The sequence below is a fragment of the Serratia sp. MMO-28 genome, assembly GCF_037199905.1.
Classification (GTDB): domain Bacteria; phylum Pseudomonadota; class Gammaproteobacteria; order Enterobacterales; family Enterobacteriaceae; genus Chania; species Chania oryzae.
In genome coordinates this window covers 120148-135094 of sequence record NZ_JBBCVB010000010.1, presented here as the reverse complement: position 1 = coordinate 135094, position 14947 = coordinate 120148, and the positions used below count along the sequence as shown (strand labels likewise).

Genomic DNA, 14947 nt, shown 5'->3' with positions numbered 1-14947 from the left:
CTCCTTATCAACAACGCCGGTTAATGCCGGCGTTGTTGTGTTTGAATCATGAAATACCCCTCCTCTTCGTGCAGAAGAGTGGGTAAACGATAAAGAGAATGACGTTTTGAATTATCAGTTGATCACGACCGACACTGGCTTGCAGCAGGTCTGCGAGCAGGCAAGAAACCATGCCCAGATTGCGCTGGACACTGAGTTCGTCAGAACGCGCACCTATTACCCGCAGTTAGGCCTGATCCAGTTATACGATGGTGAACAACTTTCCCTGATTGATCCGCTTCCTATCAAGCAATGGCAACCGTTTATCGATCTGCTGGCCGATACCCGCGTGGTGAAATTCCTGCATGCGGGCAGTGAAGACTTGGAGGTATTCCTCAATGCCTTCAAAACGCTGCCAACGCCGATGATCGATACCCAGATCCTGGCCGCGTTTAGCGGCCATGCGTTGTCTTGCGGCTTTGCCAAACTGGTGGCGGAGTATATGCAGGTCGAGCTGGATAAAAGTGAATCCCGTACCGACTGGTTAGCGCGGCCGTTAACGGAACGGCAGTGTATTTACGCTGCTGCTGATGTGTTCTACCTGTTGCCGATGGCCAAACAGTTGGTGCAGGAAACCGAAGAGGCGGGTTGCACAGCGGCGGCACACGATGAATGTCTTTTGTTATGCCAGCGCCGCAGTGAAACCTTGGCGCCAGAATTGGCCTACCGTGAAATCACCAACGCCTGGCAGTTACGTCCGCGTCAGTTAGGCTGTTTGCAAAAACTGGCGGAATGGCGCTTGCGTCAGGCGCGTGAGCGCGATCTGGCGGTGAATTTCGTGGTGCGTGAAGAGAACCTGTGGGCCGTTGCCCGCTACATGCCAGCCTCCTTGGGGGAGCTTGATTCACTGGGGTTGAGTGGGCCAGAGATTCGCTATCATGGCAAAACGCTGATTGCGCTGGTGGCAGAAGCTAACGCGTTGGATGAGTCTGCGTTGCCTGAGCCGATTATTAATCTGATCGATCAGCCCGGTTATAAGAAAGTATTTAAGGATATTAAAGCGGCCATCAGCGAAGTGAGTGAAAAAAGTGGTTTAAGCAGCGAGTTGCTGGCCTCACGTCGGCAGATCAATCAATTGCTAAACTGGCACTGGAAACTCAAAGGCAATGATACAAAGCCAGAATTAATCAGCGGTTGGCGTGGTGAATTATTAGCAGAACCTTTGCAGGATATCCTGAAGAATTATTAATCGTTGGTAACAAGAATGGGGCAGTGCAGGCTGTTCCATTTTTGCAAATACTGCCGTAAGAAATTTAACCCTACCGCTATGCTAAAAATTAATTGGCATTATCTCAACGCGCAAAGCAGCGATATTTACGTTTTTATCTTTTATTATGTATATATATACAGTTACCCCCTGCGTAAAATAGGCAGGGGGTAATTAATGCGCCGCAATCATTTAGGTGTATCTTCCGATTCCGGTAGCGTTACGTTCAGTTCAAGTACCGAAATATCGTCTCCTTTCTGCTCGAATTGCACATGCAGCATTTCAGGATCGACTTGAACGTATTTACAAATTACCGCCAGAATGTCGCGTTTTAAATCAGGCAGATAGTGGGGCTCACTGTCCCCACGCCGACGCTCTGCAACGATAATTTGCAGCCGTTCCTTGGCTACACTGGCTGTTGATTTTTTGCGGGACAGAAAGAAGTCTAACAAAGCCATGGTTTATCCCCCAAAAAGGCGTTTCAGGAAGCCCTTTTTCTCTTCTTCGATGAAGCGGAATGGGCGTTCTTCTCCTAACAGGCGGTGAACGGTGTCATCGTAGGCCTTACCGGCGTCTGACTCATTATCAAGAATAACAGGTTCGCCCTGATTGGAGGCGCGTAATACAGACTGATCTTCCGGAATTACGCCAACCAGCGGAATGCGCAGAATTTCCAGCACATCTTCCATGCTCAGCATGTCGCCACGGCTGACGCGGCCCGGATTGTAACGGGTTAGCAGCAAATGTTCCTGGATAGGGGCTTCACCTTTTTCGGCACGGCGAGATTTGGAAGCCAGAATGCCAAGGATGCGGTCTGAGTCACGTACTGAGGACACTTCCGGGTTAGTGGTGATAATGGCTTCATCGGCGAAATACAGCGCCATTAGCGCGCCGGTTTCAATGCCAGCGGGTGAATCGCAGACCACAAACTCAAATCCCATCTCGTCGAGATCGTTGAGGATCTTTTCAACGCCTTCACGGGTCAAGGCGTCTTTATCACGCGTTTGCGACGCGGGCAGGATATAGAGGTTTTCGGTGCGCTTATCTTTGATCAACGCCTGATTCAGCGTGGCATCACCCTGAATAACGTTAACAAAATCATAAACTACCCGGCGTTCACAGCCCATGATCAGGTCAAGGTTACGCAGACCGATATCGAAGTCGATCACCACGGTTTTCTTGCCTTTCTGGGCTAAGCCGGTAGCAATGGCCGCGCTCGATGTGGTCTTGCCAACGCCCCCTTTACCCGATGTAACAACAATAATGCGTGCCATGAAATGGATTCCTTGTCAAAAGGGCTTAATTTAAAGGTTGTATGGTTAAAGCGTTATCCAACAGGCTGAGCCGCGCTGCCTGCCCGAAGAAATCGGACGGGATCTGATCGCTCAACCAATACTGCCCTGCGATAGAGACTAGCTCAGCACCCAGGTGCGTGCAAAAAATCTGGCACTGGGCATCGCCGGAGGCGCCAGCCAGTGCACGGCCGCGCATGGTGCCGTAGATATGAATATTGCCATCGGCAATCAATTCTGCGCCGGCACTGACGCTGCTGGTGACGATCAAATCGCTGTTGCGGGCATAAATCTGTTGGCCGGAACGGACAGGAGCATTGATGATGCGCGTTTTGGCAGGGGCGTTATCCGGCACGGGTGCCGCGACGGGCGGGGGAATTTTCTGCCCTTTACCTTCGTTTAATAAGGGTAAACCGGCACGAGCGATAGCACGTTTTTGCCGCTCATCTTTGCAACCACTGATGCCGACCACGCGTAAACCCGCAGCCGTGACAGCCTGTTGAAGTTCTTTCCAGTTCGCGTCGCCGCTCAGCGTCGCGACATTGATCACAACAGGGGCATTTTTAAGAAAAGCAGGTGCTTGATCCACTTTCTCCTGCAATGCCTGACGTATTACCTCGGGTTCTGAATTATACAAATGAACAACCGATAGGGTAAAACTGCTGCCTTTTAGCTCAATTGGCGATTGTGACATCTATCCTGACTCAGTCTCAGCAACTTTAAATCCCCGGAATACCACTCGGGGTGCGATATTCCGAAGTACTATAAGCATGTTATAGTCAGAGTTATATCCAGGCAAGACGCTGCCTCAATTAAATAGAGTTAAAAAAATGCTTTGTGTGATCTATAGAAGCCCAAAACGCGATCAAACTTATCTTTATGTCGAAAAAAGAGACGATTTTTCGCGCGTGCCGGAAGAACTGATGAAAAGCTTTGGTACACCGCAATTCTCAATGATGCTTTCACTCGACGGGCGCAAAAAATTGGCCTCGGCAGATATTGAAACGGTGAAAGAAGCGTTGAAGCAAGATGGATTTTATCTGCAGTTCCCGCCATCGGTGGAAAATTTATTAAACCTGCATCTGTCTGACAGCAAAAAATAATCCCAACAAATCTTCAGCATGGGGTTAAACGCCGTTTCTTTTGAATATTCTGATTCTGGCGGCCGTTCACGACAAAGCCAAGCGTCGGCTGGGGCCGCACGTGGTATCAGGCTAGCGGATGGCTCGGCGTTGCCAGCTTCTCGTTTACGCAGTTGGGTGATTGTGCCAGATGATATTCAGGGGCGGGCATTCCTGGTTTATGATAATTTTCGTACCCTGATGCACTGGAATCGCTCGTACTATTTTGCGATTAGTGTGGGAATGATGGCAGACGGTATCGTGCAATAAAAGCCGATGCCATAAAGCGGCGCCCGGAGTGACGCCGCGTTCGAAGATGGGGTTTGTAAGCGGAACCCCTACACTGTGGTTGGGAGAGGTGGTATGTATCAACATAGAGACTGGCAAGGTGCGTTGCTCGATTTCCCGGTAAATAAAGTGGTCTGTGTCGGCAGCAACTATGCTGACCACATTAAGGAAATGGGCAGTGCGACGTCGCCTGAACCCGTGGTATTTATCAAACCTGAAACGGCGCTGTGTGACATTCGCCAGCCGGTGGCGATCCCTAAAGGCCTAGGGTCGGTTCACCACGAGGTTGAACTGGCGGTACTGATCGGTACGCCGCTGAAGCAGGCCAATGAAGATCGTGTGGCGCGCGCTATCGCCGGGTACGGTGTGGCGTTGGACTTGACTTTGCGTGAGCTGCAGGCCGGGTTTAAAAAGGCTGGGCAACCCTGGGAAAAAGCTAAGGGCTTTGATGGTTCTTGCCCGATCTCCGGCTTTATTCCGGTGGCCGAGTTTGGCGATCCGCAAAATGCCGAGCTTTCGCTGACGGTGAATGATGAATTGCGTCAGCAGGGGAATACTCGCGATATGATTACCCCAATTTTACCGCTGATCGCTTACATGAGCCGTTTCTTTACCTTGCGTGCAGGTGACATTATCCTGACCGGTACGCCTCAGGGCGTGGGGCCGATGGTTTCCGGCGACATGCTTAAAATCTCTCTGAATGGCAAAGCACTCAGTACACGTGTGATTTAATGCCTTGCAGCCTGCAACGTCATCATTAGGTGCAGGCTGCAACCGGCAGGGTTAGTTCCGTAGTTATTTCCTTTTGCGCTCAGTGTCGATATAGTGCCCCCCTTGAAGCCTGTACGCAGGTGATGTGCTCATTTACCTATTATTCGGATGTCGATATGTCACAACTCCCTTTTTGGCAACAGAAAACGCTGGATGAAATGTCTGAAGCAGAGTGGGAATCGCTGTGCGACGGTTGTGGCCAATGCTGCATGAATAAACTGATCGACGAAGATACCGACGAAATCTATTTCACTAACGTTGCCTGCGATCAGCTCAATATCAAATCCTGCCAGTGTCGCCATTATGAGCGGCGATTTGAACTGGAAGAGGATTGCATCAAGCTGACGCGTGAAAACCTCACTACGTTCGACTGGTTGCCACCAACCTGTGCCTATCGCCTGATTGGTGAAGGCAAACCGCTGTTCCCCTGGCATCCGCTGATCAGCGGTTCCAAGGCGGCTATGCACGGTGAACGCATTACGGTGCGCCACATTGCCGTTCGTGAAAGCGAAGTGGTGGATTGGCAGGATCACATCTTAAATAAACCGAGCTGGGCCAGGTAATCACCGCTCGCTCAACTTTCCCCAGCCCCGGTAGGGGCAAAACCTAAATCAGCGGTTTGTGAAGCATCGCTTCCAAGACCTTCAGCGGTGAGTTCTGCGGCGTTTTCATCGCTTTCACTGGCAACAGGAAGGTTTGCTCCAGCATGAATTGCCCCGACATCGCGGCGTGTGGTGTTTGGTCGGAAAAGCAAATCCAACTGCTGCCCGGTGGGAATTCGATCGTCTGCTGCGGGCCGTTGTTCTGATATTCCATATCCGCTTTCATCGCATCATGCATTTGCAGCATCAGATGGTCGTAATGGCTGCGACGGGTTTTGGTAATACCGACTTTATCCTGCACCCAACTGATCAACGGGGAATAACGCCCGAGCCGGGGCAGAAAGCGCTGCGCCAATTCCGGGAACGGCTCACCAACACGCCAGAGACGGTTCTCACCGTGGGGATTGATATTGGTGAAGATCCGCAGAATACGCTCACCGTAATTAGGGCGTGAAGGGAACGCATCAACATGAAGACGGGTATCATCTTTACGCCATGAATTGCTGGCTTTCCAGGCAGAAATAGGGTGCAGGCGCAGGCTGTTGGTTGGCGTATGCAGTGTATGACGATATTCGGGCAACACCGAAATAACCAGCTCCTGGCAGGCGCGGTGATGGCGTGCCAACAATTTTTGTACCGCCTCACGCTGCTCTTCAACCGCGACACCGGTCAGTTTCTGCAGCTCCGGCTGATAGCTGATATTCTTACGCTTAGGATCGACTAACTCGGGGGTCAGTAAGGTTTTCTCAGCGTCGGTCAGATTAAAGGCCAAATGGGGGAAAAACAGGACTTTGCCTTGCTCGAGGGCGGCGACGGCGTCTATAGAGGAAGGAGAGGTAGTGCTCCAATCCTGATAGGGAAGCTGCATAATGGCCGCTTCTGGGGGTATTTTACTGTCTGGCATTTTTTTGTTCCCTTACTTAAGTACCGCGTCTTTCTCACGGTTTTCTCTATCTGAAAGGCAGAGTCTGGCGTGATAACGGCCCAACCTTACTGGGGTAGGACACGGTGTTATATCTGGCATATCATAGATGTTTTATGAACATAACCGTTATACGAAATTAAACAAAGAGTAAATGGTGCTATAAATAAAAGGCCTATTGTTAATCTGATGAGCAATGATGCGCTTTATTTATCAGTCATTATTTTAACCAGTGGCGTTAAAGTATATTCTCAATGAATAAAAGATGAGCTATTTATATAAGCCCATACTAAATATATACATTTTTGAAACATAACTCGGCGGGTAAATGGTTAACAGAGAAACAGATTGTTATCCCGGTATAACTTAATGTTATGTAAATTACGCCGCAAATCCCCAGTTAGTGCTTCTTTTTAAAGCCAATGTTAGGTAGTTTGTCGCTTCTCTCGCCCAGCAATGAGAATATAATGATGAAGATGGCACGTCTGTTTACCGTGGCCGGAGCACTGATTGTGCTCGTTTATTTCTTTACGCATACCTGATGTGAAGAATGCATGAAACGACAACCTGACTAAAAACGGCGCTTGAGAGCGTAATGCCGGTCAGTTAAACGCAAAACTGCATAATCGTGTGCAATTGCTAAAGGAGTCGCCCCCTCTCCCAGTGGGAGAGGGCCGGGGTGAGGGGTTTGTAGTGCGGTGTTCATCCCCTCACCCTAACCCTCTCCCTAAAGGAGAGGGAACTGGCTAGCCTTAACTGACAAGCATTACGCTTGAAAGCGCCGTTTTTGCCTGATAACGATTTAGCGGCCAAACAGATCGCGCCGACGCTGGCGTACAAATTGGCTGAGCAGTACCAAGATACCGATCAGCAGATAGGCAGCGAAGATCCCTACCAACCACTGTGGCATTTCTAAGGACAGAAACTGCCATTGGCGCACGGAACAGTCACCTGAAGCGTGGAACACCTCGGGCAGCCATTTGTCGAGCGGCAGCCAGGATGGGAAACTGACGAAGAAATCACAGGTATTGAACGGCGATGGGTGTAATTGGATCATGGTGTGCTTCCAGGCCAACTGTACGCCCGACCAGGCACTGTATATCCATAATAAGATAGCCGCATAACGCAGCGGCGTTTTTGGCGCAATGGCACCCAGCAGCGCAGCGCCTAATATCCCGAACAGCGCAACGCGTTCATAGATACACATCACACAAGGCTGCAACAGCATTACGTGTTGAAAATAGAGAGCAACCAACTCCAGGACCAATGCAGTCAGGGCCATCAGCAGCCAAGCACCGCGCCCCTGTGAGCAACGGTTAAAGAATTGCAACATATATTTGTTCTTCCATGCAGTAAGCAATTGAACCGGCAGTGTAAACCAATTCATCCCCGCTGCCAGCTATCTGGACGCTATTCAGTGAAAAATAGTCGCTGGCGGCGGGGCGGGTATGCCGATTAATGTGCCGCGCCTGGGGCTACGGCGTCAAGCGGTGGCAGCGTTAGCCAGTGCCATTGTGTCAGCAGATCCGTGGCAGGTGCCAAGGTATGCTGCACGCACAATAGGCCAACCAAGGTTAGCACCAGAGTGTAAGGCAACGCCATCCAAACCATGCGGCCATAAGACAGGCGCACCAAAGGCGCTAACGCTGACGTGAGCAGAAACAGGAAAGCGGCCTGGCCGTTGGGGGTGGCAACCGAGGGCAGATTGGTGCCAGTATTGATGGCCACCGCCAGCATTTCAAATTGTTTAAGTGAAAGTGTGCCGTTTTCCAGTGCTGCACGTGCTTCGTTAATATACACCGTGCCGACAAAAACGTTGTCAGAAACTGAAGAGAGCAGGCCGTTAAACAGATAGAACAGAGAGAGTTGTGCCGAAGGTTCTGCCTGCAGAACAAACTGAATCACCGGCGTAAACAACTGCTGTTCCACGATTACTGCCACCACGGTAAAGAACACCGTCAACAACGCGGTAAAGGGCAGGGCCTCCTGAAACGCCTTGCCGATGGCATGTTCATCCGTGATACCGCACAGAGACGTCGCCAGAATGATCACCGAAAGGCCAATCAACCCCACCTCCGCCAGATGGAAGGCCAGGGCAATAACCAGCCACAGGCCAATCAGGGCCTGTACCACCAGCTTCATGTTATCCTGGCGGCTACGCTTGGCAGTCGCTTTCCGATCGAACTCCTGCAGCACCTCACGCACGCGTTCCGGCAACGTCGTGCCGTAGCCAAATACCGCAAAACGTTCAACCAGCAGACAGACCAGCAGGCCACAGACAAATACCGGCAGCGTAACCGGTGCCATGCGCAGGAAAAACTCACCGAATCCCCAGTTGGCACTCTTGGCGATAATCAGGTTTTGCGGCTCACCCACCATGGTCATCACACCGCCCAGTGCGGTCCCCACACCGGCATGCATCAGCAGGCTGCGTAAAAAGGCCCGGAACTGCTCCAGCGTCTGCTTATGGTCAGGATTGTCAATGTTGCTGTCGTCACTGATATCGATATTCTTATCGGCACCTTTGGACGCCACGTTGTGGTAGATCGAATAAAAACCGGTGCCAACGCTGATCACCACGGCAACCACCGTCAGGGCATCGAGGAAAGCAGAAAGCAAAGCGGCCGCGACGCAAAAGGCCAGCGAGAGCAGCATTTTGCAACGGATATTAAGCAGCAGTTTAGTAAACACAAACAGCAACAGCTGTTTCATGAAATAGATGCCAGCCACCATAAACACCAGCAGCAGCAACACCTCAAGATTGTTAGCGATCTCTTCACTGACGTGCGCGGGGCTGGTCATACCGATGAGCACCGCTTGGATAGCCAACAGCCCTCCGGGTTGCAACGGATAGCATTTCAGCGCCATGGCCAGCGTAAAGATAAACTCAACGACCAGCAACCAACCTGCTGCAAAGGGGCTGATCAGGAAAAATACCAGCGGATTAATCACCAGAAAACTGATGATGGTTAATTTGTACCAGTCGGGAGAAGGCCCGAGAAAATTTTTCACCAATGCCGAACGTATTGTCATATTCATACAGTCTTTGCAAAACCTTCAAAAGAGTTAACGCGCTATACCCTAACAACCGCCATGGGTCTGTTGCAATCCAAGGTTGGTTTTATGAGGAAATTTCTGCAAAGCGGTGTTTTCGCATATTTTTTGCCGGGTTATGCACACTTTCGTTTAATGTTTTTTGCTCCCGCTATGTGATACCCCGGCGATCTGGTATGATCAGCAAACTACTATTACTGCATATCGTCGCTACGGAACGTCAAACACATGGTCATAAAGGCGCAGAGTCCTGCCGGTTTCGCGGAAGAATATATTATTGAAAGTATTTGGAATAATCGCTTCCCCCCTGGCTCTATTTTGCCCGCGGAGCGTGAGCTTTCAGAGCTGATTGGTGTCACACGCACCACATTACGTGAGGTTTTACAGCGACTGGCCCGTGATGGTTGGTTAACGATTCAGCATGGCAAACCTACCAAAGTGAATAATTTTTGGGAAACTTCAGGCCTGAATATCCTGGAAACCCTGGCACGTCTCGATCACAACAGCGTGCCGCAATTGATTGATAACCTGCTGGCCGTGCGCACCAATATTGCCTCGATCTTTATCCGCGCTGCGGTGCGCAACTACCCCGAGCAGGCGCAAGAGGTGCTGGCGAAAGCCGCGCAGGTAGAAGATCAGGCGGAGGCCTTCAATCATCTCGATTACGAGATTTTCCGTGGGCTGGCTTTTGCCTCGGGCAATCCGATTTATGGCTTGATTCTCAATGGGTTGAAAGGGTTGTATACCCGAGTCGGCCGTTATTACTTCTCTAACCCGGATGCGCGCAAACTGGCGCTCAGCTTCTACAACAAGCTCTCTACCCTGTGCCACGAAAAGATGTACGATCAGGTGATGGATTGTGTACGCAGTTACGGTAAAGAGAGCGGGGCAATCTGGCACAGCATGCAGGGCGCAATGCCAAGCGATCTGGCCGAAGCTCGCCGGTAACAGGCTTCGCTGCACGTCAAAAGGGGCGCATTGTGCGCCCCTTTGCTATTGCGAGTTATAACGGAGTGGGCCTTGGCGGGCAGCGATCGAGCAACTCAATGCTGCCATCTTCGTTTTTCTGCTCCAGAATGATATCGAATCCCCACAGGCGGTGCAGGTGTTTCATCACCTCTTTGCGGCTCTTGTCCAGTGGTGCGCGATCTTGTGGAATATAACGCAGCGTCAGCGATCGATCGCCGCGCAGATCGACGTTCCAGATCTGGATATTCGGTTCATGATTGCTCAGGTTGTACTGGGCTGACAGCTCCTGACGTATCGCGCGGTAACCGGCCTCGTTGTGGATCGCCGAGATCTCCAGATAGTTGTTGCGATCGTCATCCAGCACGGTGAACAAGCGGAAGTCACGCATCACTTTCGGCGATAGGAACTGGCTGATAAAGCTCTCATCCTTGAAATCGCGCATGGCGAAATGCAAGGTATCCAACCAGTCTTTGCCAGCGATGTCAGGGAACCAGTAGCGATCTTCCTCGGTCGGGGATTGACAGATGCGCTTGATATCCTGGTACATGGCAAAGCCCAGCGCATACGGGTTAATCCCGTTGTAATATGGGCTGTTGTACGGCGGTTGATACACCACGTTGGTGTGGCTGTGCAGGAACTCCAGCATAAAGCGATCCGTCACACGCCCTTCATCATAAAGATGGTTCAGAATGGTATAGTGCCAGAAGGTAGCCCAACCTTCGTTCATCACCTGCGTCTGTTTCTGTGGATAGAAGTATTGGCTCACCTTGCGCACGATGCGCAGCACTTCACGCTGCCAAGGCTCCAGCAGCGGGGCGTTTTTCTCCATAAAGTAGAGAATGTTTTCCTGCGGCTCACGTGGGTATCGCAGTGCCTGCTCAGGAAGCGCCTCGCGGTCTACGCGTGGCAGCGTTTTCCACAGCGAATTCACCTGGCTTTGCAGATATTCCTCACGGCTTTTCTGCCGCGCTTTCTCTTCCAGCAGCGAGATTTTCTGTGGGCGTTTGTAGCGATCAACGCCGTAATTCATCAGCGCATGGCAGGAGTCCAACAGCTTCTCCACTTCCTCAACGCCATAGCGTTCTTCACACTGGCTGATGTAGTGACGGGCAAACAGCAGGTAATCCACGATAGAGCTGGCATCGGTCCAACTGCGGAACAGGTAGTTATTCTTGAAAAACGAGTTGTGCCCATAGCAGGCATGGGCCATAACCAATGCCTGCATCGTGATGGTGTTTTCTTCCATCAGATAGGCAATGCACGGGTTGGAATTGATCACGATCTCATAGGCCAAGCCTTGCTGGCCCTGTTTGTAGAGTTGCTCGGTTTCAATGAACTTTTTACCGAACGACCAATGGGTATAGTTAATCGGCATCCCGACGCTGGAGTAAGCGTCCATCATCTGCTCGGAGGTGATGATCTCGATTTGATGTGGATAGGTGTCGAGCCGGTAATGCTTGGCCACCCGGTCAACCTGCTCCAGATAAACCTGCAGCAGGTCGAACGTCCAGTCCGGTCCATCGCTCAGACGTTTATCTTCCTTAACCTTTTTATGTGTCGAAGTAGTCATCAGCGCACCCTCGTTATTAACGGACTCTGCTCGTTTTGGCAGGTCTTGTATCAATCATAGTCCAAGTTGAAATAAACCGTTATATATCAGTAAAGTAAAATTAACATATCGCTCTGCACCGATCGTTGGTTAGCTTTCAACTTACTGGTTACCGCGATCGTCCTGACCTCTTGCGGTTATTTCTGCTGATTTCTGGCCGAGAAGACGCTGAGCCAATCGCCTTTTCTCTCTTTCGAGTATAGTCCGGCCGAAAGGGGGGGCAACTTATGGCATGAGAGAGGTTGTTGTCCGGCAGCGAGTTTTTTCTGCTGCGAGGATATGAAGTTGTTTGAATATAATATTCCGCTATAAAGTGGTTTTTAAAAAATAAAATTCTGATTATTAATGGCGGTTTCATATTTATGTGCCGTTAACGGAATGTTATCAGAGAAGGTTTTTGCATTGCAATCAATGCAGTCAATGATAGTGATTGAAGGGCTATTTCTTTCTCTATCGCCGTTTTTACAACATCTTATCGCTATTTATAGGTGTCTATTGCAAAAGATCTTCGTTTGAACGATAAATTAAATGTGAATTTTGTCACGATTAATGAGTAACTTGTTGTTCGGGTTTTTCCACTGGGTTAATTTCATGTGATTAGATGATTATGCTTTTGGAGTCAGCGATGCGTGTGGTCATTTTAGGGAGTGGAGTGGTAGGCGTTGCCAGTGCCTGGTATTTAGCAAAAGCCGGTCATGAGGTCACGGTTATCGATCGTCAAGCGGGGCCGGCAATGGAAACCAGCGCCGCCAACGCTGGGCAGATCTCACCGGGCTATGCCGCACCGTGGGCCGCGCCAGGAGTGCCGCTGAAGGCGATTAAGTGGATGTTCCAGCGCCATGCGCCGCTGGCGATACGTCTTGACGGCAGCAGCTTCCAACTGCGCTGGATGTGGCAGATGTTGCGAAATTGCGATACCGCCCACTATATGACCAACAAAGGCCGTATGGTACGCCTGGCGGAATACAGCCGTGACTGTATCAAAGTGCTGCGTCAGGAAACCGGTATTCAATACGAAGGCCGTCAAGGGGGAACGTTGCAACTGTTCCGTACTCAGCAGCAGTTTGAGAATGCCGCCAAGGATATCGCCGTGCTGGAAGATGCCGGGGTGCCTTATAAACTGCTGGAAGCCAGCCAATTGGCGACGGTTGAACCGGCGTTGGCGCAGGTGGCGCATAAGTTGACCGGCGGTTTGCAGTTACCCAATGATGAAACCGGGGATTGCCAGTTGTTTACCCAGCAATTGGCGAAGCTGGCCCAACAGGCCGGTGTCAATTTTTTGTTCAACCGCAGCGTTGATCGCCTGTTGGTGGAGGGCGATAAAATCACCGGGGTGCAGTGTGATGGCAAAGTGATTAAAGCCGACAGCTATGTGGTCGCGTTCGGTGCCTATTCCACCGCATTACTGCGCGATCTGGTTTCGATACCGGTCTATCCGCTGAAAGGCTATTCGTTGACGATCCCGATCACCGATGAAGCCGCCGCGCCGTTCTCTACTGTGCTGGATGAAACCTATAAAATTGCCATTACCCGTTTTGATCAGCGCATCCGCGTGGGGGGCATGGCCGAAATTGTCGGTTTTAATACCGAACTGGAACAGAAACGCCGTGAAACGCTGGAGATGGTGGTGCGCGATCTGTATCCGAACGGTGGCCGGATTGAGGATGCCACATTCTGGACCGGTCTGCGGCCAATGACGCCCGACGGCACGCCGATCGTTGGCCGAACGTCGCTGAAAAACCTCTATCTCAATACGGGGCATGGTACGCTGGGCTGGACGATGGCCTGTGGTTCCGGGCAGTTGCTTGCCGATCTGATTTCCGGCACTACGCCAGCAATCCCCTCTGACGATTTAGCCGTAGCGCGCTATAGCGCCAGCTTTCGCCAGAGACCGGCGATCCCGCTGAATGACGTGCATCCGGCTCGCTGAAAGTAACGAGTGCCGCAGGTTGTTGCCTGCGGCTGTTGTTTGCCATGGAGGCTGAAGGAGAACCAATGCCCCGCCCGATAACCGCTACGCTGCATTTGGCGGCATTTGCCAATAATCTGCACGTTGTTCGCCGTTTTGCTCCCACTGCCAAGGTCTGGTCGGTTGTTAAGGCTAATGCTTATGGGCATGGCCTGAAGAATGTCTGGCAGAGTCTGGCACAAGCTGATGGATTTGCCCTGCTCGATCTGGCCGAGGCCATCCTGCTTAGGGAGTCTGGCTGGCGCGGCCCGATCCTGCTTCTGGAAGGTTTTTTTCAGCCAGAGGATTTGTTGCTGATCGATCGCTATCGATTGACCACCGCGGTGAACAGTGACTGGCAGCTTCAGGCGATTGCCGAAGCGCGTCTGCAAGCACCCGTGGATGTTTACCTGAAACTCAATAGTGGGATGAATCGTTTGGGGTTCGCCCCAGAGCGGTTGCACAATATCTGGCTGAAAGCGCAGGAGTTGCGCAATATCGCATCGATGACGCTGATGAGCCATTTTGCTACCGCTGATAGCGCCGAAGGTGTCGCACAACAGATGGCAACGATTGAACGCGCCTCAGCCGCCATCACTCTGCCACGCTGCCTGGCGAATTCTGCCGCCATCTTGTGGCACCCGGAGACCCATGGCAACTGGGTGCGGCCGGGTATTATCCTGTATGGCGCTTCACCCACCGGCAACTGGCGCGACATTGCTGATACGGGCTTGCAACCGGCGATGACGCTGAGCAGTGAAATCATTGGTATGCAAACGTTGCAACAGGGCGATCGCGTGGGTTATGGCGGCCGCTATACCGCCACTGGGCCGCAGCGTATTGGCGTGGTGGCCTGTGGCTATGCCGATGGCTATCCGCGCCATGCGCCGACCGGCACGCCGGTGTGGGTCGATGGCGTATTGACCCATACGCTGGGTAGCGTTTCGATGGACATGATGATGGTGGATCTGACGCCTTGCCCGCAGGCCGCTATTGGCACCCGCGTGGAGCTATGGGGGCGGAATCTGCCGGTGGACAGTGTTGCAGCAGCAGCCGGTACGCTGGGTTATGAATTGCTGACCAGCCTGGCTGCGCGGGTTAACGTTGACGTCGTCAGGTAAGAGG

The 14947-nt window shown here is 51.6% G+C and carries 15 protein-coding genes; 8 read left to right on the top strand and 7 right to left on the bottom strand.

Annotation, left to right across the window (positions count from 1 at the left end):
* The first annotated feature begins 106 nt into the window (after positions 1-106).
* Positions 107-1228, top strand: coding sequence for a ribonuclease D (gene rnd, locus WG891_RS11180; protein WP_337262316.1), 1122 nt, complete (start codon positions 107-109; stop codon positions 1226-1228).
* A gap of 206 nt (positions 1229-1434) precedes the next feature.
* On the opposite strand, the gene minE is transcribed toward rnd, so the two are convergent.
* The 3 genes from minE to minC are packed head-to-tail and all read right to left on the bottom strand — an operon-like array spanning position 1435 to position 3232.
* Positions 1435-1704 (bottom strand): cell division topological specificity factor MinE, encoded by a 270-nt coding sequence (gene minE / locus WG891_RS11175; RefSeq protein WP_076940272.1) that lies wholly within the window; start codon positions 1702-1704, stop codon positions 1435-1437.
* 3 nt (positions 1705-1707) lie between these two features.
* Positions 1708-2520 (bottom strand): septum site-determining protein MinD, encoded by an 813-nt coding sequence (minD, locus tag WG891_RS11170; protein WP_337262317.1) that lies wholly within the window; start codon positions 2518-2520, stop codon positions 1708-1710.
* Between the two features lie 25 nt (positions 2521-2545).
* Positions 2546-3232 (bottom strand): septum site-determining protein MinC, encoded by a 687-nt coding sequence (gene minC, locus WG891_RS11165; protein WP_337262318.1) that lies wholly within the window; start codon positions 3230-3232, stop codon positions 2546-2548.
* A gap of 136 nt (positions 3233-3368) precedes the next feature.
* Between minC and WG891_RS11160 the strand changes: the two genes are divergently transcribed.
* From WG891_RS11160 to WG891_RS11145, 4 genes are all read left to right on the top strand, one after another.
* Positions 3369-3641, top strand: coding sequence for a YcgL domain-containing protein (locus WG891_RS11160; RefSeq protein WP_337262319.1), 273 nt, complete (start codon positions 3369-3371; stop codon positions 3639-3641).
* Between the two features lie 18 nt (positions 3642-3659).
* On the top strand, positions 3660-3929 hold the full coding sequence (locus WG891_RS11155) for a lytic murein transglycosylase (RefSeq protein WP_443006089.1): 270 nt from the start codon (positions 3660-3662) through the stop codon (positions 3927-3929).
* 93 nt (positions 3930-4022) lie between these two features.
* Complete coding sequence (locus tag WG891_RS11150) at positions 4023-4679, top strand: fumarylacetoacetate hydrolase family protein (protein ID WP_076940268.1); 657 nt, start codon at positions 4023-4025, stop codon at positions 4677-4679.
* A 155-nt stretch (positions 4680-4834) separates the two neighbouring features.
* Positions 4835-5281 (top strand): YcgN family cysteine cluster protein, encoded by a 447-nt coding sequence (locus tag WG891_RS11145; RefSeq protein ID WP_337262320.1) that lies wholly within the window; start codon positions 4835-4837, stop codon positions 5279-5281.
* A gap of 43 nt (positions 5282-5324) precedes the next feature.
* Here the strand turns inward: WG891_RS11145 and WG891_RS11140 are convergent, their stop codons facing one another.
* From WG891_RS11140 to nhaB, 3 genes are all read right to left on the bottom strand, one after another.
* Complete coding sequence (locus tag WG891_RS11140; protein WP_337262321.1) at positions 5325-6224, bottom strand: Kdo hydroxylase family protein; 900 nt, start codon at positions 6222-6224, stop codon at positions 5325-5327.
* 820 nt (positions 6225-7044) lie between these two features.
* Entirely contained in the window at positions 7045-7575 is a 531-nt protein-coding gene (gene dsbB, locus WG891_RS11135; RefSeq protein ID WP_337262322.1) for a disulfide bond formation protein DsbB, read from the bottom strand.
* 122 nt (positions 7576-7697) lie between these two features.
* A complete protein-coding gene (gene nhaB / locus WG891_RS11130) occupies positions 7698-9281 on the bottom strand; it encodes a sodium/proton antiporter NhaB (protein WP_337262323.1) in 1584 nt (527 codons plus the stop codon).
* 243 nt (positions 9282-9524) lie between these two features.
* On the opposite strand from nhaB, the gene fadR reads away from it, so the two are divergent.
* Positions 9525-10244 (top strand): fatty acid metabolism transcriptional regulator FadR, encoded by a 720-nt coding sequence (fadR, locus tag WG891_RS11125; RefSeq protein ID WP_337262324.1) that lies wholly within the window; start codon positions 9525-9527, stop codon positions 10242-10244.
* A gap of 55 nt (positions 10245-10299) precedes the next feature.
* On the opposite strand, the gene WG891_RS11120 is transcribed toward fadR, so the two are convergent.
* Complete coding sequence (locus WG891_RS11120) at positions 10300-11835, bottom strand: SpoVR family protein (protein WP_337262325.1); 1536 nt, start codon at positions 11833-11835, stop codon at positions 10300-10302.
* Between the two features lie 664 nt (positions 11836-12499).
* Between WG891_RS11120 and WG891_RS11115 the strand changes: the two genes are divergently transcribed.
* Both WG891_RS11115 and dadX read left to right on the top strand, forming a co-directional pair.
* Positions 12500-13804 carry a D-amino acid dehydrogenase gene (locus tag WG891_RS11115; RefSeq protein WP_337262326.1) on the top strand — a complete coding sequence of 435 codons (1305 nt, stop codon included), beginning with the start codon at positions 12500-12502 and terminating at the stop codon, positions 13802-13804.
* Positions 13805-13869: 65 nt separating this feature from the next.
* Positions 13870-14943: a catabolic alanine racemase DadX gene (gene dadX, locus WG891_RS11110; RefSeq protein ID WP_337262327.1), complete on the top strand. Its 1074-nt coding sequence runs from the start codon at positions 13870-13872 to the stop codon at positions 14941-14943.
* The last annotated feature ends 4 nt before the right edge of the window (positions 14944-14947 follow it).

Bases quoted from the DNA above. Each gene is read 5' to 3' on its own strand.
- minE (WP_076940272.1), bottom strand. From the start codon at position 1,704: ATGGCTTTGTTAGACTTCTTTCTGTCCCGCAAAAAATCAACAGCCAGT.
- minD (WP_337262317.1), bottom strand. From the start codon at position 2,520: ATGGCACGCATTATTGTTGTTACATCGGGTAAAGGGGGCGTTGGCAAG.
- minC (WP_337262318.1), bottom strand. From the start codon at position 3,232: ATGTCACAATCGCCAATTGAGCTAAAAGGCAGCAGTTTTACCCTATCG.
- WG891_RS11160 (WP_337262319.1), top strand. From the start codon at position 3,369: ATGCTTTGTGTGATCTATAGAAGCCCAAAACGCGATCAAACTTATCTT.
- WG891_RS11155 (WP_443006089.1), top strand. From the start codon at position 3,660: ATGGGGTTAAACGCCGTTTCTTTTGAATATTCTGATTCTGGCGGCCGT.
- WG891_RS11150 (WP_076940268.1), top strand. From the start codon at position 4,023: ATGTATCAACATAGAGACTGGCAAGGTGCGTTGCTCGATTTCCCGGTA.
- WG891_RS11145 (WP_337262320.1), top strand. From the start codon at position 4,835: ATGTCACAACTCCCTTTTTGGCAACAGAAAACGCTGGATGAAATGTCT.
- WG891_RS11140 (WP_337262321.1), bottom strand. From the start codon at position 6,224: ATGCCAGACAGTAAAATACCCCCAGAAGCGGCCATTATGCAGCTTCCC.
- dsbB (WP_337262322.1), bottom strand. From the start codon at position 7,575: ATGTTGCAATTCTTTAACCGTTGCTCACAGGGGCGCGGTGCTTGGCTG.
- nhaB (WP_337262323.1), bottom strand. From the start codon at position 9,281: ATGAATATGACAATACGTTCGGCATTGGTGAAAAATTTTCTCGGGCCT.
- fadR (WP_337262324.1), top strand. From the start codon at position 9,525: ATGGTCATAAAGGCGCAGAGTCCTGCCGGTTTCGCGGAAGAATATATT.
- WG891_RS11120 (WP_337262325.1), bottom strand. From the start codon at position 11,835: ATGACTACTTCGACACATAAAAAGGTTAAGGAAGATAAACGTCTGAGC.
- WG891_RS11115 (WP_337262326.1), top strand. From the start codon at position 12,500: ATGCGTGTGGTCATTTTAGGGAGTGGAGTGGTAGGCGTTGCCAGTGCC.
- dadX (WP_337262327.1), top strand. From the start codon at position 13,870: ATGCCCCGCCCGATAACCGCTACGCTGCATTTGGCGGCATTTGCCAAT.